General features: G+C 67.8%; 25 protein-coding genes and 1 pseudogene. 10 read left to right on the top strand and 16 right to left on the bottom strand.

Annotated elements, in window-relative coordinates:
• Positions 1-27: 27 nt before the first annotated feature.
• Positions 28-249, bottom strand: a pseudogene (locus FZP69_RS23375) (cell division control protein Cdc6); the annotation flags it as partial.
• Positions 250-1,049: 800 nt separating this feature from the next.
• Between FZP69_RS23375 and FZP69_RS05835 the strand changes: the two are divergent.
• The 3 genes from FZP69_RS05835 (at position 1,050) to FZP69_RS05845 (ending at position 3,726) form a co-directional block, all read left to right on the top strand.
• On the top strand, positions 1,050-2,201 hold the full coding sequence (locus FZP69_RS05835) for a YegP family protein (RefSeq protein ID WP_152040405.1): 1,152 nt from the start codon (positions 1,050-1,052) through the stop codon (positions 2,199-2,201).
• Positions 2,202-2,566: 365 nt separating this feature from the next.
• The gene (locus tag FZP69_RS05840; RefSeq protein WP_152040406.1) at positions 2,567-2,992 is read left to right on the top strand and encodes a hypothetical protein; all 426 of its coding nucleotides are present in this window, start codon (positions 2,567-2,569) and stop codon (positions 2,990-2,992) included.
• Positions 2,993-3,042: 50 nt separating this feature from the next.
• Positions 3,043-3,726, top strand: coding sequence for a carbonic anhydrase (locus tag FZP69_RS05845; protein WP_152040407.1), 684 nt, complete (start codon positions 3,043-3,045; stop codon positions 3,724-3,726).
• A gap of 93 nt (positions 3,727-3,819) precedes the next feature.
• On the opposite strand, the gene FZP69_RS05850 is transcribed toward FZP69_RS05845, so the two are convergent.
• Positions 3,820-4,473 (bottom strand): bifunctional 4-hydroxy-2-oxoglutarate aldolase/2-dehydro-3-deoxy-phosphogluconate aldolase, encoded by a 654-nt coding sequence (locus tag FZP69_RS05850; RefSeq protein WP_152040408.1) that lies wholly within the window; start codon positions 4,471-4,473, stop codon positions 3,820-3,822.
• A gap of 190 nt (positions 4,474-4,663) precedes the next feature.
• Between FZP69_RS05850 and FZP69_RS05855 the strand changes: the two genes are divergently transcribed.
• The 3 genes from FZP69_RS05855 (at position 4,664) to FZP69_RS05865 (ending at position 8,665) form a co-directional block, all read left to right on the top strand.
• Positions 4,664-5,719, top strand: a complete 1,056-nt coding sequence (locus FZP69_RS05855) for a S1C family serine protease (protein ID WP_152041526.1) — start codon at positions 4,664-4,666, stop codon at positions 5,717-5,719.
• A gap of 188 nt (positions 5,720-5,907) precedes the next feature.
• A complete protein-coding gene (locus tag FZP69_RS05860) occupies positions 5,908-6,924 on the top strand; it encodes an NAD(P)-dependent alcohol dehydrogenase (RefSeq protein WP_204959916.1) in 1,017 nt (338 codons plus the stop codon).
• 364 nt (positions 6,925-7,288) lie between these two features.
• Positions 7,289-8,665: a hypothetical protein gene (locus FZP69_RS05865; protein WP_152040409.1), complete on the top strand. Its 1,377-nt coding sequence runs from the start codon at positions 7,289-7,291 to the stop codon at positions 8,663-8,665.
• A 94-nt stretch (positions 8,666-8,759) separates the two neighbouring features.
• Here the strand turns inward: FZP69_RS05865 and FZP69_RS05870 are convergent, their stop codons facing one another.
• From FZP69_RS05870 to FZP69_RS05880, 3 genes are read right to left on the bottom strand one after another with little or no spacing between them, the layout of a single operon-like run.
• Entirely contained in the window at positions 8,760-9,515 is a 756-nt protein-coding gene (locus tag FZP69_RS05870) for an ABC transporter permease (RefSeq protein WP_152040410.1), read from the bottom strand.
• Complete coding sequence (locus FZP69_RS05875) at positions 9,512-10,507, bottom strand: ABC transporter ATP-binding protein (RefSeq protein ID WP_152040411.1); 996 nt, start codon at positions 10,505-10,507, stop codon at positions 9,512-9,514. Before FZP69_RS05875 ends, FZP69_RS05870 begins: the two co-directional genes overlap by 4 nt.
• 48 nt (positions 10,508-10,555) lie before the next feature.
• Entirely contained in the window at positions 10,556-11,593 is a 1,038-nt protein-coding gene (locus tag FZP69_RS05880) for a Gfo/Idh/MocA family protein (RefSeq protein ID WP_152040412.1), read from the bottom strand.
• A 191-nt stretch (positions 11,594-11,784) separates the two neighbouring features.
• Between FZP69_RS05880 and FZP69_RS05885 the strand changes: the two genes are divergently transcribed.
• Positions 11,785-12,813 carry an aldo/keto reductase gene (locus FZP69_RS05885; protein ID WP_204959918.1) on the top strand — a complete coding sequence of 343 codons (1,029 nt, stop codon included), beginning with the start codon at positions 11,785-11,787 and terminating at the stop codon, positions 12,811-12,813.
• 201 nt (positions 12,814-13,014) lie between these two features.
• Here FZP69_RS05885 and FZP69_RS05890 read toward each other — a convergent pair whose 3' ends face one another.
• The 5 genes from FZP69_RS05890 to FZP69_RS05910 form a co-directional block, all read right to left on the bottom strand.
• Entirely contained in the window at positions 13,015-13,428 is a 414-nt protein-coding gene (locus tag FZP69_RS05890) for a hypothetical protein (RefSeq protein WP_152040413.1), read from the bottom strand.
• Positions 13,429-13,445: 17 nt separating this feature from the next.
• A complete protein-coding gene (locus FZP69_RS05895; RefSeq protein ID WP_152040414.1) occupies positions 13,446-13,676 on the bottom strand; it encodes a SelT/SelW/SelH family protein in 231 nt (76 codons plus the stop codon).
• 286 nt (positions 13,677-13,962) lie between these two features.
• Complete coding sequence (locus FZP69_RS05900) at positions 13,963-14,445, bottom strand: histidine kinase (RefSeq protein ID WP_152040415.1); 483 nt, start codon at positions 14,443-14,445, stop codon at positions 13,963-13,965.
• 105 nt (positions 14,446-14,550) lie between these two features.
• Positions 14,551-15,258 carry a DUF7546 family protein gene (locus tag FZP69_RS05905; RefSeq protein ID WP_152040416.1) on the bottom strand — a complete coding sequence of 236 codons (708 nt, stop codon included), beginning with the start codon at positions 15,256-15,258 and terminating at the stop codon, positions 14,551-14,553.
• A gap of 42 nt (positions 15,259-15,300) precedes the next feature.
• Positions 15,301-16,740: a heme o synthase gene (locus FZP69_RS05910; protein WP_152040417.1), complete on the bottom strand. Its 1,440-nt coding sequence runs from the start codon at positions 16,738-16,740 to the stop codon at positions 15,301-15,303.
• 142 nt (positions 16,741-16,882) lie between these two features.
• Between FZP69_RS05910 and coxB the strand changes: the two genes are divergently transcribed.
• A complete protein-coding gene (coxB, locus tag FZP69_RS05915) occupies positions 16,883-17,665 on the top strand; it encodes a cytochrome c oxidase subunit II (RefSeq protein WP_152040418.1) in 783 nt (260 codons plus the stop codon).
• Positions 17,666-17,833: 168 nt separating this feature from the next.
• On the opposite strand, the gene FZP69_RS05920 is transcribed toward coxB, so the two are convergent.
• Both FZP69_RS05920 and FZP69_RS05925 read right to left on the bottom strand, forming a co-directional pair.
• Positions 17,834-18,283, bottom strand: a complete 450-nt coding sequence (locus tag FZP69_RS05920) for an adenylyltransferase/cytidyltransferase family protein (protein WP_152040419.1) — start codon at positions 18,281-18,283, stop codon at positions 17,834-17,836.
• Complete coding sequence (locus FZP69_RS05925; RefSeq protein ID WP_152040420.1) at positions 18,280-18,750, bottom strand: Mov34/MPN/PAD-1 family protein; 471 nt, start codon at positions 18,748-18,750, stop codon at positions 18,280-18,282. Before FZP69_RS05925 ends, FZP69_RS05920 begins: the two co-directional genes overlap by 4 nt.
• A gap of 165 nt (positions 18,751-18,915) precedes the next feature.
• Between FZP69_RS05925 and FZP69_RS05930 the strand changes: the two genes are divergently transcribed.
• On the top strand, positions 18,916-20,829 hold the full coding sequence (locus tag FZP69_RS05930; protein ID WP_152040421.1) for a DHH family phosphoesterase: 1,914 nt from the start codon (positions 18,916-18,918) through the stop codon (positions 20,827-20,829).
• A 245-nt stretch (positions 20,830-21,074) separates the two neighbouring features.
• Here FZP69_RS05930 and FZP69_RS05935 read toward each other — a convergent pair whose 3' ends face one another.
• The 3 genes from FZP69_RS05935 to FZP69_RS05945 form a co-directional block, all read right to left on the bottom strand.
• Positions 21,075-21,497: an HIT family protein gene (locus tag FZP69_RS05935; RefSeq protein WP_152040422.1), complete on the bottom strand. Its 423-nt coding sequence runs from the start codon at positions 21,495-21,497 to the stop codon at positions 21,075-21,077.
• A 109-nt stretch (positions 21,498-21,606) separates the two neighbouring features.
• Positions 21,607-23,250 (bottom strand): phospholipase D-like domain-containing protein, encoded by a 1,644-nt coding sequence (locus FZP69_RS05940; protein WP_240137469.1) that lies wholly within the window; start codon positions 23,248-23,250, stop codon positions 21,607-21,609.
• Between the two features lie 263 nt (positions 23,251-23,513).
• Complete coding sequence (locus tag FZP69_RS05945; protein ID WP_204959974.1) at positions 23,514-24,767, bottom strand: HEAT repeat domain-containing protein; 1,254 nt, start codon at positions 24,765-24,767, stop codon at positions 23,514-23,516.
• 839 nt (positions 24,768-25,606) lie between these two features.
• Here FZP69_RS05945 and dpsA point away from each other — a divergent pair.
• Positions 25,607-26,155, top strand: coding sequence for a DNA starvation/stationary phase protection protein DpsA (gene dpsA, locus FZP69_RS05950; protein WP_152040424.1), 549 nt, complete (start codon positions 25,607-25,609; stop codon positions 26,153-26,155).
• Between the two features lie 15 nt (positions 26,156-26,170).
• Here the strand turns inward: dpsA and FZP69_RS22410 are convergent, their stop codons facing one another.
• Entirely contained in the window at positions 26,171-26,308 is a 138-nt protein-coding gene (locus FZP69_RS22410) for a hypothetical protein (RefSeq protein WP_192918565.1), read from the bottom strand.
• Positions 26,309-26,524 lie beyond the last annotated feature (216 nt).

The raw sequence follows: 26,524 nt of genomic DNA on the forward strand, positions 1-26,524 counted from the left end.
CTCTATGATCGGTTGTGGAACTTCCTGTCAGCCGTGGATCACGGGTTCGCTTTCCTCGGCGAACGGTTCAGCGAGACCGATTTCTCGTGTTTTGCCCTGCTTACCTCCATAGTGGTATTCGGCGTCCAGTATCCCTAAGCGTTCGAAGTCAGTGATTACGTCGCTGATGCTGCGCTGGCTTACGCTGTCTTCTGAGTATACACTACAGAGAGTCTCGTAACGTGAATAAACTTCCCCGGTTGTCACAGGTCTCTGTGATTCCTTCTATAGAGGACCTAGCTGTCGCTGATCCAGAAAAGGTAGCTAGTATTTTTGATTTAACAGAGTCACAGATTGAGAGCTGGGGGGAAGAGGCTAGATACTCACTAACTCCTGATGAATGATGTTTGTTCGGCGCTATTTGTGTTGTATTTCTAGAAGTCTCGGTTTGCAGCTTCCATACAGATATGAATTAAACTCGGACGGGTTTAGCGTCGCTGAGTTCAAGACTCAGCTCCCGGGTTTTTAATAATCGGTGTGTTGTAGAGTGTCAATGGAAAGACCCGGACGCTGAAAACATAGAATAACCGGAAGAGCCTCAGTCACCGATCAGCGTGAAATTACGTCACAGACAACGTTGATCAAAACTCTGGTTTGGGCGTGATTTCATGTTTGACAGACGTTTGAGCCTTCCAAGCTCATGGCCCGAGTTCGAATCCCGGCCGGCGCACTCCCTGCGGTCGTCCGCCGCCCGACGTTCACCTCGCTCCGCTCGGTGAACTCCCGGCCGGCGCATCTCCTCGAAGAACTACAGCGCGGAGTTTCGTCTCCACGCACCTCGGTTCGAGAGCGATGCGTTACGTAGGATTCGAACCCCGTCAGCCACTGTTCCGAGCGTCGACACGTGACGCGGTCCCGAAATCCCCTCTTACAACCGCTCCCCGAGGTGATTTCTCGAAATAAAGACAATCATATTACACGTAGTAGGCGTATATCTGCGTTCGAGTTGTACACTGACCGTCATATCACGTCGAACGGTGTGACGATCAACAGATAGGAGAAAATACACGATGCCAGCTTCGTTCGAGATATACAACGACGGGAGCGGGGAGACGCGGTGGCTACTCCGGGCGGCGAACGGTCGGGTCATCGCCGACTCCGGGGAAGGGTACGCCGACAAGGCGGATGCCGTGCACGGAGTCGACCTCGTCCGTGGGCTAACCCCCTTCGCGACGGTCGAAGACCTGACCGGCGAGGGCGAGGACCCGGCACCGGAACCGACACCGACACCGACACCGGGTCCGGAACGGTACGATCTGGGTGAACTCCCGGCCGAGCTGGAAATCAGATGGCCGGACCTGCCCACGATCGAACGGGAAGAGACGATCACGGTAACGGACGGCGATGCCGTGCGCTGTGACCAGCCCCACACTCGGTATCTGATCCAGACCGACGTGGACCGCGTGACCGTCGCCGCTTCGGACGTGGCGCTGGCGGTAGCCGACGACGTGCGCGTCGGCAGCGCGTACGTGGAGAGAGAAGTGGCGCGGGTGCACTTCGACGGCGGACGGTACGGGGGGATCGAACTGGCGGTCCCGGCCGATTTCACCACCGACCCACCGACGTGGCACGAGCCGTGGCTCGTCGAAGACGTGCTGATCGAAGGTGTGGATATCGATGCGGCCGACCGTGGACTGACCCTTCGCGGCAAGCGGATCGCCGTTCTCGGCAGCCGGATACACGCCCGTCACTATCCGCTGTGGGTCGGAGACACCAACGAATTCTGCAGTGAAGACCTCGTCGTCGTCGACAACGAGCTGGTCGCCGAGGGGCCGGAGGCGACGCTCCGCATGGTCTCCGTCCAGCGGTCGGCCGTGGTAGACAACGTGCTGTCCAATCCCCAGAAGCACAACTACCGTGTCGAAGGGCGTAGCGACCTCGCGTTCGCGGCGCGTAACACGCTGGTCGACGCTGGGCTGATGCTCGCCTCACAATCGGGGGACGACGTGGGCACTGTCTGGTTCCAGGACAACGTTCTACACGCCCAGACGGAGAGCCTGTTGAAGGTGGACGAACCGCCAGGCACCAAGCTGCGACGGTTCGTCGCCAGTGGCAACACCATCTACAGCGACAGGCACGGTTGTTTCCTGTGCATCGACGCCCCGGCAGGATGGGACGTCTCCGAACCGCGGATTCAGCCGTACCAACCGTATCGGTCGTAGTGGCCGACAGAACGGGGGTGTGGGAGCGAACGAGGGTGTGGGAGCGAACGGGAACCCCGGCACGCTCCCTCCGGTCGTCCCCCGGCCGACGTCCACCTCGCAGTGCTCGGTGCACTCCCGGCCGGCGCACGTCTGTCGAGCAAGCCCGCGAGCGACAGCGTCGCGTGTCGCTCGCCTTCCTTGCGTGTCGCTTCGCCTTCCGGGTGAGACGAACGCTGGCCGTCGGCGACCGACGACCACGACCTCCGGCCGACGGCGCGTTCGTCCCGTCCCTCGCGACACTGGGTCAGTGAGACGGTTCCGTCGCGTGTCGGCCGGAGAGAACCACCACACCCCCTTTTCACGGTCGTACGCGAACACGAACCATGGCGAAGAGAACACTCGCACTGCTCGGACTACTCGAAGCGCTGTTCCCGCGGGGGATCGTCACGCTGGCCGAACGGGTCACGTTCCGGGACCGCGGAGAGGCGGAGCTCCGGTCGTGGATCGTGCCCGTCGCTCGCGCAGAGGGACTGCTCTGGCTGCTGCTCGTCCGACGAGGATCGATGCCGGCGCTCGGTACGCTGCTCGGGGTCGCCGGTCTTCCAGCCCTCCTCGCTCCCAGACGCACCCTCGACGTGGCGCTGCGACTCGCCTACGAGAAGAGCGAGACGATCGAACTGGCGTCGTGGGTCGTCCCGGTGACACGGGTGATCGGCGTCGTCTACGTGCTCGCGGGGCTCCGGTCGCTGCGGAGACGGCGTTCCTCGACCGGAGACGCGGAACCGGCCGACGAGGACGACTCGGCGTAAGATCGGTCGAATCCCAAGCTAATTTGCACACCCCCCACGTCGTTCGAAGCATGAGTCTCAACGGAACCGTCTCGCTGGAAGCCGTCCTCGGGGAACTCCTCGCCGGCAACGCCCGCCACGTCTCGCGGGTCGGCGAGACGACCTTCGACGGGATTCGCGACGCCCAGCACCCGCCCGTGGTGTCGGTCTGCTGTTCGGACTCGCGCGTCTCGCAGGAAGGGATGTGGGACATCGACGAGCCAGGCACGCTGTTCACCGTAGCGAACATCGGTAACCGCGCGACCACGAGCGCCGACGGCGAACGCGTCGTCGACGGCGGCGTCGCCTACCCGGTGACGTTCACCGACACGGGCGTCGTCGCGATCGTCGGTCACACCGGCTGTGGGGCCGTCACGGGCGCTTACGAGGTCGCAACCGGGGAGACCGCGCTCGACGACTTCCCGCGGGGGGTCCAGCAGGACCTCGACTCGCTCGTCACCCTGGTCGAGGAGGCACCGGTCGACCTCGACGGACCGAAAGACGCCGTCGTCGACCGGCTCGTCGAACACAACGTCCGCGAGCAGGTCGCGTTCGTCTCGGACGCGACCGACGCGACCGTCTACGGCTTCGTCTACGACTTCCACCACCGCTACGGCGACCGAGACGGGCGGACCTACCTCGTCGCCACTGGCGACGGCGACCCAGCCGACGCCGTCTCGAACGAGTACCGCGACCTCGTCCGGTCACTGCTATAACGCCGTTCGGTCACTGCCGCGAAGTGGTCCGGTCACTGCCGTCACGTCGGGTTCCGAGTGCCGACAGGGCACACCACGGTCGGCCCGTTCGACCTACACCGACCGTGCCTCGTCGACGGCCTCGGTGAACGCCCGAGCGTTCTCGGTGATGGTCTCGAAATCGTCCGACTCGACCGCCGCGCCCGGGACGAGCGCGCTGCCGGCCCCGACCACTTCGGCACCGGCGCGGATGAAGTCGCCCGCGTTGTCCGCGTCGACGCCGCCCGTCGGCATGAGCGGGATCTGTGGGAGCGGGCCCTTGATCCCCCCGAGGTGGCTGGGGCCGCCGGACGAAGCCGGGAATATCTTCACGAAGTCCGCACCCGCCTCGTACGCCGACAGCGCCTCTGTGGGCGTGAACGCCCCCGGTGCTACCAGCACCCCGTAGCGGTTGCAGGCGTCGACGACGCTCGGCTCGACGGTGGGGCCGACGACGAACTCCGCGCCCGCACGGATCGTGTCCAGTGCGGTCGCCTCGTCGAGGACCGTCCCCGCACCGACGACGACCTCGTCGTCGAAGCTCCCGGCGACCGCCTCGATCATCGCCGTCGCGTCGGGGTTGTCGGCCGTGATCTCGATCGCCGTGACGCCGCCCTCGCGGAGCGCCTCGACGGTCTTCACTAGCGCGTCGGCGTCGGCCCCGCGCATCACCGCGACCGTCCCGCTCTCTATGAGTCGCTGCATCGTGTCGTGTTTTGGGAGGCTCATACGCGGGGCTGCGCCCGACACGATATTAAACCCCGGCGGGGCCGGATCGCGTCGATCCGCGGTGGTGTCGAGTGACGTGGTACCGTACGACAGCGGTATATATGACCGACGCTTACCTGAGGTGAGCGTCACCGCCGGTCGGCGAGCCGAGGTTCGGCCGCCGGTCGGCGACACCGGACGCTTCTCCCACATGCACGCCGACATCGACTACGAACGGTTGTACCGCGACGCCATCCCCTCCGTGGTGTCCATCTACGTCGGACGCCGCGGGCCCGCGATGGGGGCGGGCTCGGGGTTCGTCTACGACGTGACCGCCACCGACGCGATCACGGGCGCGGACGTCGACGAAGACGCTCACGAGGGCGCGGAGGGGTACGTCGTGACGAACGACCACGTCGTCACGGACGTGACGGACGTCGAGATGCGCTTCTCCGACGGGCAGTGGCGGACGGGACGGGTCGTCGGTCGCGACGGCTACACCGACCTCGCCGTCGTGGCCGTCTCGACGCTCCCCGACGACGTGCGGCCCCTCCCCGTCGCCACGGAGAACCCGACGCCGGGCCGACCCGTGGCGGCGCTGGGGAACCCGCTGGGCCTCGACGGCTCGATCACCGCGGGCATCGTGAGCGGAGCCTCGCGGTCGATGCCAACGTCGAGCGGCTTCGCCATCCCCGACGTCGTCCAGACGGACGCGCCGATCAACCCGGGCAACTCCGGCGGGCCGCTCGTCGCGCTCGCGCCGGCCGCGGACGACGCCGACGCCTCGTACGAGGTGGTCGGTGTCAACCGGGCCCGTCAGGGCGACAACATCGGCTTCGCCATCTCGCCGACGATCGTCTCGCGGGTCGTCCCCTCGCTCGTCGAGGAGGGTCGGTACCGTCACTCGTACCTCCGCACCCGGACGCTCGACGTCACACCCACCATCGCGGAGGCGAACGGCCTCGACGAACCGCGCGGCGTCCTCGTCGTCGACGTCGCGGCGGGGCCCGCGGCTGGCGACCGGCTCCGTCGGTCGACCGGGACGCGGACGGTCCGCGGCCAGCGCGTCCCGACGGGCGGCGACGTCATCGTCGGCATCAACGGCCAGGAGCTCCGCTCGCACGAGGAACTCATGCGGTATCTCATCACCGAGACGCGTCCGCGCGAACCCGTCGACGTCGAGGTCGTCCGCGACGGCACCCCCCGGACCCTCTCGGTCGTCCTCGACGAACGACCCGACCCCGACGGTCGCATCCCCGTGAACTGAGCGGAATTCGCGGAAGAAGCCACACGTTCTGGCACATACTCTCCGGTAACTGTTAGAACGGCTGTGCAAGACACACAGCGCGAGTCGGTCATCGACTCTGCACGCATCGTAACGGAACCGAAGTGCTCGGGACAGATTTCCTACCGAGCACTCAGCTTACGACGTTTGCCGACATACTTCTCCTTCGAATGCCAACGACTGCCGCCGAACGAACGCCTACGACCGACACGAGAATGAAAGCCGTCGCGGCCACAGAGTACGGCGGCCCCGAGGTCCTCGGGCTCTACGCGACGCCGAAACCCACCCCGAAGCCCGACGAGGTCCTGGTCCGCGTCCGCGCATCCACCGTCGGCCCGGCCAACTCGGCCATGCGTGAGGGACGACCGTTCCCCGTCCGCTTCTTCAGCGGCATCCGACGACCCACGTCCATCCCAGGCGACGCTTTCGCCGGGGAAATCGCGGCCAGCGGCAGGGAGGTCACGCGCTTCGCCGTCGGCGATCGGGTGTTCGGGACGACCGCGCCCGACTCGGGCGCGCACGCCGAGTACGTCTGCGTCCCCGAGGACGGCACGCTCGAACTGACGCCCGCGGACGTGAGCGACGCCGAGGCCGCCGCCGTCGCCGACAACGGCCTCACGGCGATACTGTTCCTCCATGACGTGGCCGACCTCCAGCCCGGCCAGTCCGTCCTCGTCAACGGCGCCTCGGGCGGCATCGGGACGTTCGCCGTCCAGCTCGCCACCCACGTCGGCGCCGAGGTCACCGGTGTCTGCAGTACCAGGAACGTCGACCTCGTGCGATCGCTCGGCGCCCACGCGGTCGTCGACTACACGACCACCGACGTCGCCGAGATCGGCGAGACGTACGACGTGATCTTCGACGCCGTGGGCAGGGGGTCGTTCGCGGGGTTCGAGGACGCACTGAACCCGGGCGGGCTGTATATGACGACCGTCCCTTCGGTAGGAATCTTCCTCGACATGGCCCGGACGAGGCTGGTCGGCGACAGGCGGGCCGTCTTTGCGGCCACGGGGATGAAGCCAGCGAGTGTGCGGAAACAGTACCTCGGGGAGCTACGAGAACTCCTCGATGACGGAGTGATCCGCTCGGTGATCGGGCGGCGGTACCCGGTAGCTGAGATCGTTGAGGCGCACCGCTACGTCGACACTGGGCACAAGCGCGGGACGGCCGTGGTTACGATCGGTTGACTGGCCAACCCGCAGACGAGTCGAGACTACCGAACGCGGCGTGGGAGACGGCGAGGGCTCCACCAGAACATGTCGAGACGACCGTCTGCTCGGTTGTACCCCGTCGGGGGGAAGAGAAGTTCGTACAGCTACCTACCGGCTGTTTCACCGCTCGAGCCGTGGAACGAACGATACCCGCTTGTTGAACGTATCCTCTGTATCTCGCACGCTGACTCTAATACCTGCGAAATCTGTTACGATGGGGACGTGTGAGGACTTGCGCGAATTCCTGTGAGTCCCGACACCCGTTGGTCTGCTTCTCATTGAAAATCAGTACTGATATTCTGGCACGAACGCTCAAGGAGCCGGACCACCCGCCTCCTCTATGGACTCCTCTCGACGACGACTACTCGCGGTGACGTCGTCGCTCGCGTTCCCGCTACTCGCGGGGTGTACCGGCCTCGTCGGCGGCGGATCGAACGACGACGGCTCGAGCGACGGTGGCGATGACAGTGGCGGCGGTGGTGGCGACGGCGACTCGAACGAACAGACAGAGACGACGACCGAGACCCCGACCGAGACGGCGACTGCGACGCCGGAACCGCCGGACGAGTTCCTCCTGCGGACGCGGCAGGTGATGGACGAGATCAGGTGGTTCGGCACCGAGTATCCCCGGGCGAAGCGGAACTTCGTGCTCAGGGTCAAGCCCGTCCGGGAGACGATCGAGTCGCTGCGCGAGCGAAACACGCTCGCAGAGGGCGACGTCGTCGAACTCCGTGAAAAGACGACGGCGCTGGCGACGTTCGTCAGCGAGGAACTGGCACCGCACTTCGAGCTCGACGGTCGCCTGCGCAACGGGGAGAACGGCCTCGTCAGGAACTTCGCGGCCGCCGTCGAACAGGACGACTCGCAGGCCAGCCAGGACGCCCTCGGGCGGCTCGCCGTCTTCTACGAACGGGTCACGAGCGAGTCGTACATCGAGCACAACCTCTCGGCACATCCGATCGAAGAACCGCTCCACGGCATGCTGAGCGCCGGCGGCGAGGGTCAGACGATCTTCGGCGTGAGCTACCCGCCGGGGGACAACTTCACGACACAGACGTTCTCCGACGAGTACAGCGGTCGCGGCCCCGACGAGGTCCGCCCCCACTCCCACACGTTCCCGACCGGACAGACCGTCTACGACCACGCCCACGAGTACGATGCCGGCCACGATATCTTCGATCACGCGAACGAACGACCCGACGGGCTGGCGTACACGTTCTCGCAAGGGTCGGTCGACATCCTGAAGGACACGAAGGCGTGGCGCGAGCGACTCGCCGACTACCAGCCGAAGTACACCGACGTCTTCGACGGCGTCGCCGTCCGCGACGGACGCGTCGACTACGCGTACGTCATGGCGAACACGCTCGTGACGGACCGGACGAGCGAGGCGCAGTTCGCGGGGAGACCGATCTTCGTCCAGCGGTTCGAGGACGAGTCGGGTGCGGCAGCCGCGATGAACACGCTCCTCGAGACCACGCTCAGCGAGGACGGGACGACCTCGCTGGCCGGTCGCGAGTGGACGAAGGTGTTCTACGACTACGACGGACCGAACCTCTACGGGAACCTCTACCAGGTGGGCGAGTTCCTCCTCGCGGCGAGCGTCTCGCCGACACCGCACCGCGAGCGTCGGGCGGAGGACCAGTGGCCCACGCCGCTCAAGCAGTCGTGGCTGGGCATGGAAGTCTCCGAGGAGACGACCGAGACCGCGGACGGGTAACACCGTTGCTCGCGCCGCCCGACGACCCCGCTCGCGCCGTCTGACGTTCGCTCCGTCGAACCACTCTTCGTCCGCTCCGTCCACACCACATCGTTCACTCGGTCCACGGGACGGCGACCGCCCCGGCACCGAACACGACGGCCGCCAGCACCGCGAGCACCGCGAGCGGGACCGTCCAGTCGCCGCCCGAGAAGGTGAGCGCGCGGACGCCACGGGCGAAGTACGTCAGCGGCGAGAGCGCGGTCACCGGCTGGAACCACGCGGGCAGCAGCGCGGGGGCGACGAACGTCTCCGAGAGGAACAACAACGGGAGCGCGACGGCGTTGCTCGCGGCGATGACGCCGTCTTGCGAGCCGGCGAGGCGACCGATGAGCGCCCCCAGCCCACAGAAGAGCGCCACGCCGAGCGCGACGAACGGAACGAGTGCCAGCGTCGCGGGCACGAGCGGCACGCTGGCGCCCGTCACGACGACGACGAGCACCAGCAACAACAGCGCCGCGAGGCCGATGACGACGACGTTGACGAGCGTGTGCGCGAGCAGCCACTCGGCGGGCGACAGCGGCGTCGTCGCGAGCTTCTGGAACCGGTTCCCCTCGCGGTGGCGGGCGACCGTCGATCCGACGCGCGAAAGCGGCGTGAACAGCACGACGACGGCGAGGTAACCGGGGACGTAGTAGCCCGGCGGCTCGGCGAACAGTCCGCCGCCAGTCGGCTGGGTCTGTACCAGTACGCCGAAGATGAGGACGATGATGACGGGGAAGAAAAAGGTGAAGAACACCGCTGTCCGACGACGGAGAAACGAGTCCCACGCAGCGCCGAACTCGGCGGCGACGCGACCGTTCCGGCTCATCGCTCACCCCCCGCGTCGGCGGTCACCGCTCCGCCCCGCCGGTCGTCACGGGCGTTCTCCTCGCCTGCGGCTTCGACCGTCGGCTCGATCCTCCCGCGGCCCTCGAACGTCTCGCCAGTCAGCGACAGATAGACGTCTTCGAGCGACGGCTCCGACCACGCGAGCGAGCCGAAGGCGACGGACGCGTCGTCGAGCGCCGACGCGACCGCACCGATCTCGCGCGGCGTGACGCCCCTGACGACGATCCCATCGGGCGTGGCGGCGACGTCGTACCGCCCGTCGAGCGCCGACTTCGCGTCCCGGATCTCGTCCGTCTCGACGACCAGCGTCGCGTCCCCGCCGTGGTCGGCCACGAGTTCGGCGGGCGAGCCGGTCGCGACGAGTTCCCCGCTACGCAGGAGTCCGACGCGGTCGGCGAGGCGGGCGACCTCGCCCATCGAGTGGCTCGTGAGGAACACCGTCGTACCGCCGTCGGCGAGCGACTCGACGAGCCGCCACACAGCGCGCCGGCCCGCAGGGTCGATCCCCGTCGTCGGTTCGTCCAGGAACAGCACGTCCGGGTCGTTGACGAGCGCGACGCCGACGCAGGTCCGCCGCTTCTGTCCGCCAGAGAGCTTCTCGTACCACGTGTCCGCGGCCTCGTCGAGACCGACCTCACCCAGGACGGTCTCGGGATCCCTCGCGTCGTCGTAGAGGCCCGCGTAGTACGAGAGCAGTTCCCGCGGCGTGAGCCGGGCGGCCGGCGAGAACGACTGCGGAAGTAGTCCCAGGCGGTTGGCGTCGACACTGCGTGGCTCCGTTCCGAGGACGCGCACGCGCCCGCCGACCGCGGTGGTCCCGGTGAGCCCGCGCACGAGCGTCGTCTTGCCCGCCCCGTTCGGGCCGATGAGGCCGAACACCTCCCCCCGTCCGACGGCCAGTGAGACGCCACGGAGCGCCCGGACGTCGCCGTACGACTTCTCGACCGCGTCGGCGACGAGCACCTCGTCCATACCGTACGCTGACGCCGGTTCCGAGGTAAGGGTTCGGTTTCGATTCTCTCAGTCGCCCCTCGACTCGACCGCGACCCGCTCGCCACGCTCCGCGGCCTCGTACGCCGCCTCGGTCAGCGCGACGACCCGTCGGCCGTCCGAAGCGGGGATCACCAGTTCCGCCTCGTCGTCGATAGCCTCGACGACGTTACCCAGTTTGCGGCGGGTGAGCTCCTCGAAGTCGAGCGGTGTGGGCGTCGATTCGTACGTCATCCCCGCCTCACGCACGGTGATCGTCTCGCCGTCGAAGGCGACGGTTCCGTCGGTTCCCCAGATCTGGAACGACTCGCCCGGGTCGGGGATCGACGTTCCCGCGCCGGAGACGCCGACGCTCGCCGTGATCGTGCCGGCGGACGCCGATCCCTCTCTCCCGCTCTCCGCACCCTCGCGCGGTTCGAGCGTCACCGTGAGCGCGCTGTTGACGTCGACGCCGTGGCCCCGCCGGTCGACAGTGGCGGTGACCGAGACGGGGTCGGCACGGAGCGTCCAGAGCAGGACGTCGAGGAGGTGCGAGCCGGAGTCGTACAGTTGGCCGCCGCCGGAGAGCTCGGGGTTCGAGCGCCACTGGTGTTGCGTCCAGCGGATCCACTCCTGTTCGAGGTGGGCGACTGCCATGTGCGGGGTGCCGATGCGGCCCGCGCCGACCAGCCGTCTGATCTCGCGGAAGCGCGGGTCGAAATGCCGCTGGTATCCCACGGCGAGCACGCAGTCGTGTGCGTTCGCCCGCTCGACGAGGTCGTCGGCGTGGGCCAGGTCGGTCACCATCGGCTTCTCGAGGTGGACGTGGACGTCGCGGGAGAGACACTCGCGCGCCTGTTCGTAGTGGAGCGTGTGCGGCGTGACGATGGTGACGAGGTCGACGGTCTCGTTCCCGAGCAGGTCGTCGACGGTCTCGTAGGCGGGACAGCCGAGTTCTGCCTCGAACTGGTTCCGTGCGGCAGGGGCGGGGTCGGCACCGCCGACGAGCCGGACCCCGTCGAGCGAGTCCAGCACCGAGGCCTCGAGGCGACCGAGGTCGCCGAGCCCGATGCAGGCGGCGTTGTGCATACCGTGAGGGGGTCCGGCGGCCCGATAAGTCCGTGGGTCGGGACAGCCGGTCACGTTCGTCCCACCACGGCGTCGTCCGGTCTCACGAGCGATGATGTTCGACTTCGAACTCGATCAGTTACCGACGCTGTCGGCCACGCTGGCCGCGACCCGGACGGTTTACTGGCACCTGTCCCAACCATCGACCGACGATGAGCATGGACTATCGACGGCTCGGTTCGACGGGGACACGCGTGTCGGAACTCTGCTTCGGTACCTGGCGGTTCGGGCGCGAGACGGGTGGCGTGGTCGAGACGACAAAGAGCGAGGCGCACGACCTGCTCGACACGTTCGCCGAGCACGGCGGGACGTTCATCGACACGGCGAACGTCTACGGCACCCCGAACGGGAAGAGCGAGGACTGGATCGGCGACTGGCTCGCAGAGCGCGACCGCGAGCAGTACGTCCTCGCGTCGAAGGTGTACTTCGGCTTCGACGAGTCGAACCCGAACGGCTCGGGGCTCTCGCGCACCCACATCCGCCGACAGATCGAGGGGACGCTCGACCGCCTCGGGACGGAGTATCTCGACGTCTACTACATCCACCGCTGGGACGACGAGACGCCCATCGAGGAGACGCTGTCGACGCTGACGCGACTGGTCGACGAGGGGAAGGTCAACTACCTCGGCGCGTCCACGATGGCGAGCTGGAAGCTTATGAAGGCGCTCGGGAAGAGCGAGGCAAACGGGTGGGAGCGGTTCGAGGTGACCCAGCCGCTCTTCCACGCCGCCTACCGCGACGACGTCGCCGACTACCTCGACGTCTGCGCCGATCAGGACCTCGCCGTCTGTCCGTACTCGCCGCTCGCCGGTGGCTTCCTCACGGGCAAGTACGAACGCGCCGACCCCGACGATCCGACGAAGGTCGAAGCGCCGGACGGGTCGCGAGCGAGCATCTACGACTCCTTCTCCGACTTCTATCTCTCCGAACGCGGCTGGCACGTCCTCGACGCCATCAGGGGCGTCGCCGACGAGCTCGACGCGACGCCCGCGCAGGTGGCGCTCCGCTGGGTCATGGAACAGGACGCGTTCACGTGCATCCCGATCGTCGGCGCTCGAACCCCCGAACAGCTGGAAGAGAACGTCGGCGCGTGCGACGTCTCGCTCTCCGACGACCAGTTCGAGCGCATCGAGAACGCCCGGTACGCCGACCCAGACCGGAAGCGTCGCTGGGGTCACTGACGACACAAGCGTCGTCCGGCCTCCCGAGGGTTCTTGTCCGATGACGGGGCCACGTCGCGTCGTGACCTGACCGCCAACCGTGCGACGGACAGCGGTTGCTCGATACGACGTCGCACACGGGAACCGTATCGACTGTCAGCACTCGAAGTCGACACGACAGCGTTCGGGGTCGGTGCAACAGCGTTCGACGAGAGACGACGCTCACGCCAGTTCCGCGTCGCGGAGCAGGTCGGCGACGACGTGGGCGTAGAGGAGGACGGCCACGAGCACGGCCAGCCGGGTGTCGACCAGCGAGCACCCCGCGACGAGGACGCCGCCGATCAGGTGGTGTGACAGGAGTCGGTACTGTCGGAGCGCCGGCTCCTCGACGCCGACGAACACCTCTTCTTGATCGATCAGTCCCACCCGCGGGTCGGACACTGCCCGCCGGAGGTTCGACCAGTCGCCCCGCATCCCGCGAGCGATGAGGAAGTGGTCGAGGTCGACGAAGACGGAGAGACACACGCCGCCCGCCCAGAGCACGGCCTTCGTCGCGAGCGGTGCTGCCGGGAACACGGCGGCGATCGCGACCGCGCCGACGACGGCACCGATTGCCGCGTGTTCGGCCGACTTCATGACGACCTCATCGCGGCTCAGACGTGCTCACGGACGCGTCTGACGATCTCGTCGAGGTCGTACTCGTCGTCGGCCTTGTCCCACGCCACGTCGCCATCGACCCGGACCTGGAGGACGCCGTGGTCGCCGGTGACGAGCGCGACCGACTCTACCCGCTGGCCGAACTGCTGGAGGAGGTGGTGCTGGATCGACTCGGCACGGTCGAGGAAGCCACAGGGGACGCAGTACTCGATCTCGATCGTGGTCATTGTCCGTCGTCCCCGACGTCCCCGACCCGGATGAGTGTTTGGACGCGTTCGCATCGATCCCGTTCGGGGCGACCGTGTGACTGAGAGGCTTCACCCGCCGGTCGTCGGGCCGGGTGGTTCGGATCCGGACTGACGTCGATCCAGCGTTTCGGCCGCTGACGGGAGCGTCGTCTGAGATCGTCACCCCTCGAAACGAGCGTCGGCTCCTCGGCACGTGGCACTCAGTGTACGGCGAAGGGACGGCGGGACGGAACGAAGACGATGGTCGTCGACCACGCGCACGCGGTTACAGGAGCTGGCGGATCACCGGATACGTCGCGCCGAGTACCAGGCCGTAGACGCCGTGGCCGACGAACCCCATCACCGTGAGGTTGGGGAGTGGCGGGGCGTTCGGGAAGCCGACGGCCGAGAGCCACAGCGGCATCGCGATTCCCGCGGTCGGGATCGTGAGAACCAGCCCGTACGCGAGGCCGAGAGCCGCCCCCGGACCGACGCGCGTCGCGTACGATCTCACCGATGGCCGCGTGGCGAGGACGGCGAACCCGAGCCCCAGCAGCGCGCCGTGAACGAGGTGGATCGCCCATCCCGCGACGAGGTTCGGACCGGACACACCGTACAGCGCCGGGATCGCGACCGCGATGACGCCGACCGCTCCCATCACCATCTGTACGGCACCGAACACGATCGTCCCCGCTATCCCCGCAATTCCGGCACTCAACCACTCGTTCGGTACCGATTCGGTCGTCTCTACCGCGGTTACAGAACTCATCGGTACCGATGTCTCCTGATTGAGAGATAAGTCTACCCCGGTGCTGTGTCGGCGCTGCACTTCCGACGGCGGCAGACTGTTCGCTCCCGGGGACCGTCAACCGGTTCACCGGGCCAGCGGTCGCCACGTCAACAGCGCCACCGTCGCCAGAAACGCCGCCGTGGAGATGTCGTACGGCCACGTCGTCGCGGCGACGACGACCGCAGATCCCGACCCGAAGAGGCTCGTGACGAGCGAGCCGACGACGGGCCACGTGCACGAGACGCAGGAGAGGAGACCGAGTGATCCCGAGACGACGGTGCCGGCGGCGTCGAGGACGGTCGCGTAGACGAGGTACGCGAGCGCGAGGTAGCCGACGAGTTTGTACGGCATCAGGATGACGAGCACCCACGATCCCTGGTAGACGAGCGCCGGCCCCCACCCCGGCGGCAGGAGTCTGACGTCGAAGCTCCCTGCGGCGGTCGTGCCGTGGCTGTGGAGATGTCCGTCGGTCAGGAGCGACGCGATCGGACTGGTGTGGCTCGGCCCGATGATCCCGCCCGCGACCGCGAGCACGAGGAAGTAGCCGCCGGCGACGAGGAGCGCGAGCCGCTTCGTCCGCGTGCTCGCCGGGGCCGGCGTCGTCTTCGCGACGGCGTACAGCCCCGCGTTGATCCACAGGAAGCCGTAGACGATGAACCGCCACGACTCGATCACCACGGGTTCGACCGCGAGGTAGACGAGGACGAGGAGCAGTTCGGCGTTGAGGACGAGCGCGCCGAGCAGCAGGTCGCGCCGGTCGGGGAGCCAGTCGGTTCGGGTGACGGTGGACATCGGTTTCGGTCTGGTTCGGTCGAGGTCGCGATGCGGTCGCGGTCAGACGACGAGCGTGTCGACGACGACGGCGAGCAGGAGTGCGCCGAGGTAGGCGTTCGAGGCGTGGAACGCGCGGAACGCCGCTTTCTCGCTCCGTTCGTAGTGGAGGCGGACGACGGCCCAGAGGAAGACGCCCCCGAACAGGACGCTCGTGAGCACGTAGACGGGGCCGAGTGCGCTCATCGCCGCCAGCGCACCGGCGGCGACGAGCGTCGCCCCGAGATACCAGAGGATGTGTTTTCTCGTCACGGTCTCACCCCGGACTACGGGCATCATCGGGAAGCCACCGCGCTCGTAGTCCTCCTTGTACGCGAGCGCGAGGTTGTAGAAGTGCGCGGGGGTCCACAGGAAGATGACCGTCGCCAGTGCGATACCGCCCCACCCTACAGAGCCGGTGACGGCGACCCAGCCGATGAGCGCCGGCAGTGCGCCAGCCGCCCCACCGATGACGGTGTTCTGGACGGTGTTCGGCTTCAGCAAGAGCGTGTAGACGACGGCGTAGAAGGCGATCGCGCCGAGGCCGAGCACCGCGGCGAGGAGGTTGACCGAGGCGAACAGCGCGACCGACGAAATCCCGAGGAGGGCGGCGAACGCGAGCGCGTTCGGGACCGAGACGACGTCGGTCGCCAGCGGCCTATCGGAGGTCCGTTGCATCTTCCGGTCGATGTCCCGCTCGAACACGTGGTTCAGCGTCCCCGCAGAACCGATCGCGAGCACTCCCCCGCCGAGCGTCGCCAGCATCACCTGTGGCGTGAGGCCAGGGTGGACCGACCCGGCGAGCGCCATCGCCGCGGAGGCGACGAGACAGAGCAGCCACATCAGCCGCGGCTTCGTCAGCCGGAAGTAGGCGTATGCGACGACCTTCGCTCGTGCGAGCGGGTGCGACGGGAGCGCCGGTCGGTCGGCGGGGTCGGTCGACTCCGCGTCCGCGGCCGCGACTGCGGGCGGGGTCGGGCGGTCAGTCGACTGGTCGTCGTCCGTGCCGGTCCGCGACTCGAGCGTCCACGCCAGCGCGGCCACGAGCCCACCGAAGATGGCCATGCCGACGACGAGGTGGGCACCGCGGAGGGCACCACCCTCGGTGGTCGCGACGAGCGCCCCCAGCCCCGCCTGAAGCGGATAGAGGACGGCCGAGACAGTCGTGGCCGCGCGGACGCGACGCGACTCCGGCTCGCGCCAGGCGGCGACGAGCGTCGCGACGACGAGCAGTCCCACGAGCACCGCGGCGACCCTGTGACCGAGCGCGACGTAGCCCGCGTCGGTCGACGGGAGCGCGAGGCCGTCACCGCAGGCGGGCCAGGCCGCACAGGCCGATGCCGCGTCGGTCAGGGCGGTCGTCGAGCCGACGAGCAACAGCAGGTAGACTGCCATGGCCGCAGCCGCGAGGAGGCCCGGATACGCACCCTCCCGGTCTCGTGACTCGCGTGCGTCGCGCGACATGTTGTGGCTGGCTTGGAAGCCCGTCTACTTAGACGCCCCGCTTCGTTGTCCGGCTTCGCCGGTGGAGAAAACCGCCAGACTCGGCCTCCACGCACCCCGAGTCAGCAGGTATTTACGTACTAGTTTCTAACCCCCGCTTAGCATGAGACGGACGCGCCTCGGGCTCGTTGCACTCCTCTCCACGCTCGCCCTCGCCCTGGCCGCCGACCCCGTCGCCGCCCAGGCGTCGGCGAGCGCGGGACTCATCAACGAACTCAACGGGAAGCTGCTCTACGTCGCCATCCCGATCACCATCATCACGGAAGCCATCCTGATCTACACGGTGATCCGGTTCCGGAACAGCGACGAACCACAGGCCACGAAGGAGAACCGCCGGCTGGAGATCACTTGGACGGTCGCGACTGCCGCAGTGCTCCTGTTCGTCGGCGTCGCCTCCTACGGCGTGCTGGCGAACCCGAACATCACCTACACGCCCCAGATGGACGACGGCCCCGGCGAGGGCGACGTCGTCGTCGAGGCCGAGGCGTTCCAGTGGGGCTGGAACATGGGCTACCCCGAGGAGGGGAACGCTACGGCACCCACCGTCGACGGAAGTCCGCAGATCGTCATTCCGAAAGACACCGACGTCTACTTCCGGATCACCTCGACCGACGTGATACACGGGTTCGCCGTCCCCGAACTCGGGCTGAAACAGGACGCCATGCCCGGTTCCGAGAACACGATCAAGACCGTCGCCTACGAGGAAGGCACCTACCAGGGCTACTGTACGGAGTACTGTGGGGTCGCTCACTCGCAGATGTACTTCACCGTGAAGGTCGTCTCCCAGGAAGAGTACCAGCAGTTCCTCGACGAGCAGCAGTCGAGTTCGTCGGGTGACGTCGAGGTCGATGGCGAGTTCCGGGCGACCGCGGGCGGCGTCGCCTGATCCGGAAGACGTCACTCGCCTCGCGGACTCCCGTTTTTCGTCGACGTTCGTCGGCTCTCTAAGGTCGATATCCTTCGCTGCCACTTCGCTCGCTGTCACGTCCTGGTGGTCGCCGTCACCCGCCGTCCAGCCTGTCCCACCCGCCAGTACGACACTGCAGCACTTCGTTCAGTCCCCGTTGCCACGTCGTTCGAGGACACGGTCGACGATGTCGCCCGTCGAGAGGAGTTCTCCCTCGTATTCGGACGCCCGCGCGGAGGCACGGGCGACCTCACAGTCGATCCCGCGCGCGTCGAGCGCGTCGCGGATCGCATCCTCGTCGTGGTGCTGGTCGTGCCCGAGCACGATCACGTCGGGGTCGATCTCGCGGATGGGAACGAAGATGTCCTCGGGGTGGCCGAGGCGAGCGACGTCGACGACGTCCAGCGCGGCGACCATGTCGCGGCGCTGTCGCCCCGCCAGCACTGGTGGCGCCTTGTGCGTGACGTTCTCCCGGCGGGCGACGATGACGTGGAGTTCGTCCCCCATCGACCGTGCCTCCCGAAGGTAGTGGAGGTGGCCGGGGTGGAGGATGTCGAACGTCCCCTGTGCGACCACTCGTCTGTGGCTCGTCGTCACAGGAGGTCCTCCTCGGTGAAGTCGAAGAAGTCGCCCGGGTCGGGCAGGTCGACGTCGAGAACGGACAGCTGCGTCGGCTGGCCGTCGCTGTCGAACGCTCGCCAGTCGTCGGGCTGGTAGGGCGCGCCGATGATGATGTGGACGTCGCCGCGAGTGAACGTCGCGAGGTCGGCATCGCTCGGGCGGAGGACACCGTTCGGGTGCGAGTGAACCGACCCCACGGCGGAGAAGTCGTTCGGCACCATGTTCGTCTGGACCGTCGCACTCACCGGGTTCGACTCGGTGCCCGGGATGATGAGGACGTCGGTGATGACGGTCCCGTCGCGGTCGAGGCCGAGGGTGCGCGCGTCCTCGCCGCGGAGGAATCCCATGTACTCGTTGGGGTGGGTCTCGCGGGAGGCTTCGAGCGCGAATCGGAGCGTGTCGGCAGCGATGCCGAGCACCTCGCTCGACCGAAACAGGCGCATACGCCACCCTCGGGTGCGTCTCCTTCTAAGCGTTCCGGTAGCCCGGACGCGACCCGGCGACCGGACGCGTTCAGGGCCGACTCGCCCGATCCCGTGGCGCGCACATCGCGACCGCGACGAACGCATCATGAAACGCTTATCACCGGGCGGCCGCCACCTGAACGTATGACTGTCGAGAACGCCGGGGATTCCGGCGCGGACGCGAGTTCGAGTTCGGACTCGCGGCCGATCGTCTACGATCTCGCTCCGAACTGCACGCTCGACGAGGTGGCCGAGGGCAACGACTACCACGCCGTCGTCAACGGCGTCGTCGACTACGGCGTCTTCGTCGACATCTCCGACGTCGTCTCCGGCCTCGTCCACGAGTCGAACCTCGACCGTTCGTACGACGTTGGCGACCGTCTCGTCGTGCGTCTCGACGAGATTCGCGACAACGGTGACGTCTCCTTCTCGGTCGCCGACATCGAGTCGTACCGGACGGAGACCGTCGACCACGAGCCGACGATCACGGCCATCACGGACCTCGAAACCGGCGAGAGCGTCACCATCGAGGGCGAGGTAGCACAGATCAAGCAGACCGGCGGGCCGACCGTCTTCCGGATCGTCGACCAGTCGGGGATCGTCGCCTGCGCCGCGTTCGAGGACGCCGGCGTCCGGGCGTACCCCGAGGTCGCCCTCGACGACGTGGTGCGCGTGACCGGCACCGTCGAGGAGCACGACGACGCCGCACAGATCGAGGTCGACGGCGTCGACCGGCTCTCGGGTGACGCCGAAGCCGAGGCCCGCGAGCGGATCGACACCGCGCTGACCGAACGCGCCGCCCCGCACGCGGTCGACCCGTTCGTCGAGTGGCCCGCCTTCGAACCGATCCACGAAGAGCTCGAGGAGGTCGCCCGCCTGCTCCGGCGGACCGTCCTCGAGGGGCGACCCATCCGCGTCAGACACCACGCCGACGGTGACGGGATGTGTGCGGCACTGCCGGTACAGCTCGCACTCGAACGGTTCATCGAGCGGACCCACGGCGACGACGGCGCCTCCCGACACCTGTTCAAGCGGCTGCCGTCGAAGGCCCCGTTCTACGAGATGGAAGACGTCACCCGCGACCTCAACTTCGCGCTCGAGGGGCGCTCGCGCCACGGACAGAAGCTTCCCTTGCTGCTGATGCTCGACAACGGCTCCACCGAGGAGGACGTCCCCGCCTACCGGAACCTCGCCCACTACGACGTCCCCATCGCCGTCGTCGACCACCACCACCCCGACCCCGAGGCGGTCGACCCGCTGCTCGACGCGCACGTCAACCCCTACCTCCACGGCGAGGACTACCGCATCACCACCGGGATGATGTGCGTCGAACTCGCGCGGATGATCGACCCCTCGGTCACGGAGGAGCTCAGACACGTCCCCGCCGTCGCGGGGCTCTCTGACCGCTCGAAGGCCGAGGTGATGGACGAGTTCGTCGCGCTCGCCGAACGGGAGGGGTACTCGCGCGCAGACCTCGGCGCGATCGGCGAGGCGCTGGACTACGCCGCCCACTGGCTCCGCTACTCCGACGGCCAGTCGCTCGTCAACGACGTCCTCGACGTCGACTGTGACGACCCCGCGCGCCACGAGGAACTGGTCGCGTTCCTCTCCGAACGGGCCGAACGCGACGTCGACCGCCAGCTCGACGCCGTCGAACCGCACGTCGAACACGAGCGACTCGCCAACGACGCCCACCTCTACCGCATCGACCTCGACCGGTTCGCCCACCGCTTCACCTACCCCGCGCCGGGCAAGACGACCGGACAGCTCCACGACCGGAAGGTGCAGGAGACCGGTGACTCCGTCATCACCATCGGCTACGGCCCCGACTTCGCCGTGCTCCGCTCTGACGGCGTCCGACTGGACATCCCGCAGATGGTCGCCGAACTCAACGAGGAGGTCGTGGGCGGCGGCGTCTCCGGCGGCGGGCACCTCGTCGTCGGCTCCATCAAGTTCGTCAAGGGGATGCGCGAGGAGGTCATCGACTCCCTCGTCGAGAAGATGGCCGACGCCGCGATCGACGACGACCTCTCGTCGACCGCGAGCATCGACGACTGATCCTCGGCCGCGCGCGAGCGGTCTTTCGGCCCCCTCGTGATTCGCGTTCGTACCGTCGGTTCTCTCCGGCGCGCGCTGTCGCGCCTTCCGGGCCGCGACCCGCTGCGTGCGAGGGTGCTGCGAGCGGCTCCGTCCGCGACCCACCGACGGAAGCTCCGTCGAGCCGTCCGCTCGGTCCCCTCGCGGAGACACGGGTTGGGGATGTGTGAGGCGTCCCGTCGCGTCGTGACAAGGTGTTCGTCGTCTCACTCGCCGGCCGGCACCGTGCACTCGCTGCGGAGGCGTGCGGCGAGACGCTCGGCGTCGTCGTCGAGTCGACCCCGCTCCAGCGCGACGTGGACCCGGTCGTCCGCGTACCGGGGCAACAGGTGCACGTGAGCGTGTGTTACCCTGCCGACGATCTCCCCGGACGTGTAGAAGAGACTGACCCCGTCGGGGTCCAGCGTCCGGTTCATCCCCCTGACGACCTGCTGCACCGTCTGGAACACCGCCCCCACAGTCGGTTCGTCACCCGTGAACAGACACTCGTGGTGTGCTCTCGGCACGACGAGTGTGTGACCCCGGGCGGCCGGGTTCCTGTCCAGGAACGCGACGGCCGACTCGTTCTCACAGAGGACGTGCACCGGCCTCTCACCCTCGATTGTCTGACAGAATTTACAATCATTCATTCGTGACTATCTGCTCCGATGACTTATATGCGTATCCCCGACTCGCGTCGCGTCCGCGACGCCACGAGTCGGCCTCCGAGTGCGCGACCGCCCGGTCGACCGCGACCACTCACGCACCCCGCTCGAACCGCACCCGTCGCCACGCGAGGATCCCGCCCGCGACCGCGGCGACGACCGCGACTCCTGCGAGCCCACCCACTCCCGATCCCCAGGCACGGCCACCCCGCCAGTCGGCCGCGAACACCTCGCGGTAGTACGCCGAGACGTCGTCACCTTCGAGCGCGACCACGACTTCCCGGTTCTCCCGGCTCGAGTGCCGGTTCCAGTTGAGACTGCCGACGAGCACGGTGTCGTCGGCGACCACGCCCTTGGCGTGAACCTTCTCGAACCGGTCGCCGGGCTCGGCAATGCGCGCCTCCAGTGGCAGCTCCTCGCGCTCGGCCCGCCGGTTCAGCCATTCGACTGTGGCCTCGTTCTCTTCGCGGACGTACCACGCCCCAGAGAGCAGGACTCTCACGTCGACCCCGCGCCGGGCGGCGTCGAACAGCGCGGTCGTGAACGGGTGATCCCGCTCGATCGACACCTGCACGACGTCGACCCGTTCCCGAGAGCGATCGATCACACCCACCACGGCCGGCTCGGCGTTCCCCGGCGCGGTCAGGAGCCGAACGGATTTGGTCCGTACGCGCTCGGACCCGTGCCGAGCCGGATACTCGCCCTCGGGAAGCGGGTCGCTCTCCGTGAACCCTCGTCCCCGTCGAAAGCGCGTCCACGAGGTGACGTCTCTCCCCGCGATGTCGCCCGCGAACAGGTCCGCGAGATCGTCGGCGACTTCGGGCGAGTCGACCCTGACGCCCCATCCGCGACTCGACCTGCCACCCACGCCCGACGGCTTCCAGTTTTCGGTCAGGACGAGCGCCGAGTGATCGACGACGGCGTACTTCGGGTGGTGGAACGAGAAGCGCGCCCCCTCGCCGCCGATCACGCGCACTTCGACGCCCGCTCGCGCCAGTCGGTCGAGCGTCCGAGCCTCCCTCTTCGTGAGCCCACCGACGGGTGCGTCGTCGACGAGGACGCGGACCCGGACGCCCCGTCTCTCCGCCGCAATCAGCGCCCGCGCCACGCGCTGGGAGGTGAACGTGTACCCCGCGAGGAGGATCCGGTCGTCGGCCGCCCGGAGCGTCTCGAACGCGACCCCGGGCGCGTCGGGGAGGACGAACGTCGTCACCTGAGCGGGACCGCGTTCGACCACCGGGCGAGGTTCGTATCCGAGCGGGAGCCACCGCCTGCCGCCGTCGTCGCGGACGAGGCGCTCCCCCTCGGGCGCGCGGTCGTAGACGAGCGTATCGACCCTGCGTCCATCAGCCCGGAGGATCAGTCGCTCGCCCCCGTTGGCGAGACCCAGTTCCGGGGCGGCGACGACGGCGTGTTCGGTGAGCGCACGGGTGGCGAGCGGGTCGGCCGACAGCGCGGTGCGCCCCGCCGGTACGCGCACGTCGACCGTCGACTCGCCGTCGGTGAGCGTGACGTTCGTCGCGTGCGACGCGGTGACGACGACGAACTCCCCGGCGTCGCCGTCGGCGAGCGGGTTCGGGTAGACGACGGCGAGCCGTGGCCGCTCTGTCGTCGCCGGTGTGGTCGTCACCGTCGCCGTCACCGTCGGCGTCGCGGCGAGCACGACGAGGAGAACCAGGGTGACGACGGCGACGCGACCGACGATACGACCGACGACCGCGCGATGGGTGGTTGGCACGCCGCGGGTTGGCCGCGTTCCCCGGTATGAACCCTCGGGTCACTGGAGACGTCGCGGAGCATCGCGACGCGGCTACGGGGGCGAGCACACTACCGGGGGAAGTGTCGATGCGACGAGAACTGGCTCGAAGACGGTGGAGGGCTTCGGAGCCGGTGAACCGATTCGGAGACGGCGGACGGGCTCGGAGGAGATCGACGGATTCGGAGACGGCGGACGGAACAGAACGGAGTCGAAGACGACGGGGACGAGGCGTCCGATCGTGGTCAGGCGGTCGTCGCTTCGGGGTCCGGGTCGGCGTCCGACGCGTCGAGCGCCGCCGCGGCGAGGTCGGCCTCGTTCTGGACGATGAACGCCCGGTCGTCGGTGTGTTCGGCCGCGGCTTCGAGCGCCGATTCGGTGCCGATCTGGCGGAGCGCCCACGCCGCGGCGGCGCGGACGTCGTCGCTCTCGTCGTCGTCGAGCGTCTCGGTCAGCGGTTTCACCGCGCGGGTGTCGCCGATGAGGCCGAGCGCCCGGGCGGCGTACGGCCGGACGTTGTCGTTCTCCATGACGAGTTTGTCGGCGAGGGGCTGGGTCGCCTCCTCGGAGCCGATCTCGCCGAGCGCCTTGAACGTCACCTTCTGGAGCTGTGGGTCGGAGTCGGCGTCGACGTACTCGACGAGGCTCTCGACCGCTCCCTCGGCGTCCGAACCCATCTTCCCGAGCGCCTTGATCGCCGGCTTGCCGCGCTTCTGTGCCCGGCCGTGCATCTCGTCGAACGCCGCCGGGTCGCCCATCCGGGTCAGCGCCTCCATGCAGTGTTCCTCCATGAAGCCGGAGTCGAACGTCTCCAGCGCCAGGAGGATCATCTCGACGTTGCCGCGCTTCTCCCACTCCTTGAGCGCGGACCACTCCGGCGGGAAGTCCTTGTAGTGGCCGAGCGGGTCGTAGAACCCCTGCGCGTGGAGCTGTTCGTGGACCATGAGGTCGTCCCACTCCTGGGCCTCCTCCAGCCCCGTGGCGAGCGCGTCGGTCGCCTCCAGCAACGCGGCGATCTCCTCGGCGTCGTCGTCGGCGTCGAACGCCGCGTCGGTGACGGCATCGGCGACCGAGTCGAGTGCCGCGAGGAGCGACTCCTGGTCGTCACCGTCGGGTGCGAAGTCGCCGTCGAGCGTCTCCGCCACCTGCTCGGCGAACGCCTCCACCGCGTCGGCGACCTCGCTCTCGCCCTGTTCGGTCCACCGGGTGTCCTCGATGGTCGACTTCGCCTCGTCGATCGCCGCGACGACGTCCTCACCGTAGGGGCCACGCTGCTCCTCGAGCGTCGAACGGAGTTCCTCTAGCCGGGATTCGAGGTCGGCACGGGGGTCCTCCGCGTCCTCGTCGTCCTCGTCCGGTTCCGGGAGATCCGCGGCCTCGAGGTCGGCCGCGATCCCGTCGAGCGTCTCCTCGACCGCGTCGAGGTCCGACTCGGTCTCGGCGGCCTCCAGTTCCTCCGCGGCGGCGTCGAGGGACTCTTCGAGGCTCTCGACCGTGATCTCCTCGACGACGGCGTCCTCTTCTGTCTCGGCGTCCTCTTCGGTCTCGGCGTCTTCCGTTGTGTCGCCCTCGACCTCTGTGTCTGCCTCCGCGTTCTCGTCTCCCGTTTCCTCCTCGGCGTCGTCGGCTTTCGGCTCCTCTGCCTCCGTGTCCTCCTCGTTGTCGGCGTCGCCTTCGTCCCCGGTGTCGGCGTCGCCTTCGTCCCCGGTGTCGGCGTCGCCTTCGTCCCCGGTGTCGACGTCCGCGTCGCCCTCGCTCTCGCCGTTCGCGTCGACGTCGGAGTCGGCTTCAGCCTCGGCCTCGACGTCAGCTTCGACCTCGTCGTCAGCCTCGCCCTCGTCGTCTCCGTTACTCATACGTCGAATCTGCGACCGTCGGTGAAAAGAGCGTTTCCATATCGGTTTCGACGTGGCGGCGTTCACTCGGCACGACGAACGCGGTACCTGATCGGATCGTGACCCGGGGACACGTCGGTGTTCGACGGTTCTTCTCGTCCCCTCGCCACGGTCTCGTGGACCACAGCACGGCCGTCCCGACCCCGCCGTCGACGCCGACGGGTGTCGGACGTGTGACTCGACCACTGAAGATGGCGACCGCATCCCTACCCTGCGGGCAACCATGACGAGACCCGCGTGGATCGCGGTCGCCGCGCTGGCCCTGCGGGACCAGCACTCTCGATACGTGCTCTGGACATATCTCTCTGTCTCCGCCGTGGCGTCGACCACCCGGACGCCACCGTCGAACGCTTCGGCCTCGGACCGCCATGTCTTTCTAGAACGGAAAGTAATTTTTCCAAAAGCAAAGAATAAAGTGCGTTCTGCCCGAAGTAGGAGCTGTAATGAGTACCCAGAAATCCGCCCGACAGCAGGCCGACACCGTCGAAGGAAGCGAGGCACTGCGCATCGACGCCGATCGTGCCGAACAGATCGTCGACGCGCTCAACACCGACCTCGCCGCGACGTACGTCCTCTACCACCAGCTGAAGAAGCACCACTGGATCGTCGAGGGCGCGGAGTTCCGCGACCTTCACCTCTTCCTGGGCGAGGCCGCAGCGGAGGCCGAGGAGTTTGCGGACGAACTCGCCGAACGGGCGCAGGCGCTCGGCGGCGTCCCGCTCTCGCGCGGCTCGACGTTCGAGGAGCGTGCACCCGTCGAACCCGAAGACGAGGACGCGTACGACATCCGGACCTCGCTCGAGAACGACATGGAGATGTACGGCGACATCATCGAGACGCTCCGCGACCACGTCGAACTCGCCGAGAACCTCGGCGACCACGCCACCGCGCACCTCCTGCGCGAGAATCTGATCGAGGTCGAAGACGCGGCCCACCACATCGAACATTACCTCGAAGACGACACGCTCGTCCTCGAGGAATCGACGCACTAGTCGGATCCGACCGGTTCACCGCGTCCTGTCGAGCGACACGACGGCGTCGCTCGCGATCCACCCGTCTCTGTTCCCGTCTTCGGTGAGGACGACGCGATCGGGCGACGAGCGGAGCGCCGACACCACGGGTCGGAATCCGTCAGATTCGTTCACACCGGCGCTTGAGCGTCTGTCACACATAAACTTTTGGCTGGCCTAAACCGCCGTCGTCGTCGGTGGGATCGCCCCCGACCAGCAGCTCCCAGCGACGGGACCGGAGGCCGGGTCCCGCGCGCGTGGCCTCGGAGACGAGCGGACTGGCCGCCACGGCACCGTCGTGCGGGCCCGTGACGCTCGTCTCGACGGTTTGCGGGGCGGCCGACCGCGAGC

The sequence above is a fragment of the Salinigranum salinum genome, assembly GCF_009176545.1.
GTDB classification, from domain to species: Archaea; Halobacteriota; Halobacteria; order Halobacteriales; family Haloferacaceae; genus Salinigranum; species Salinigranum salinum.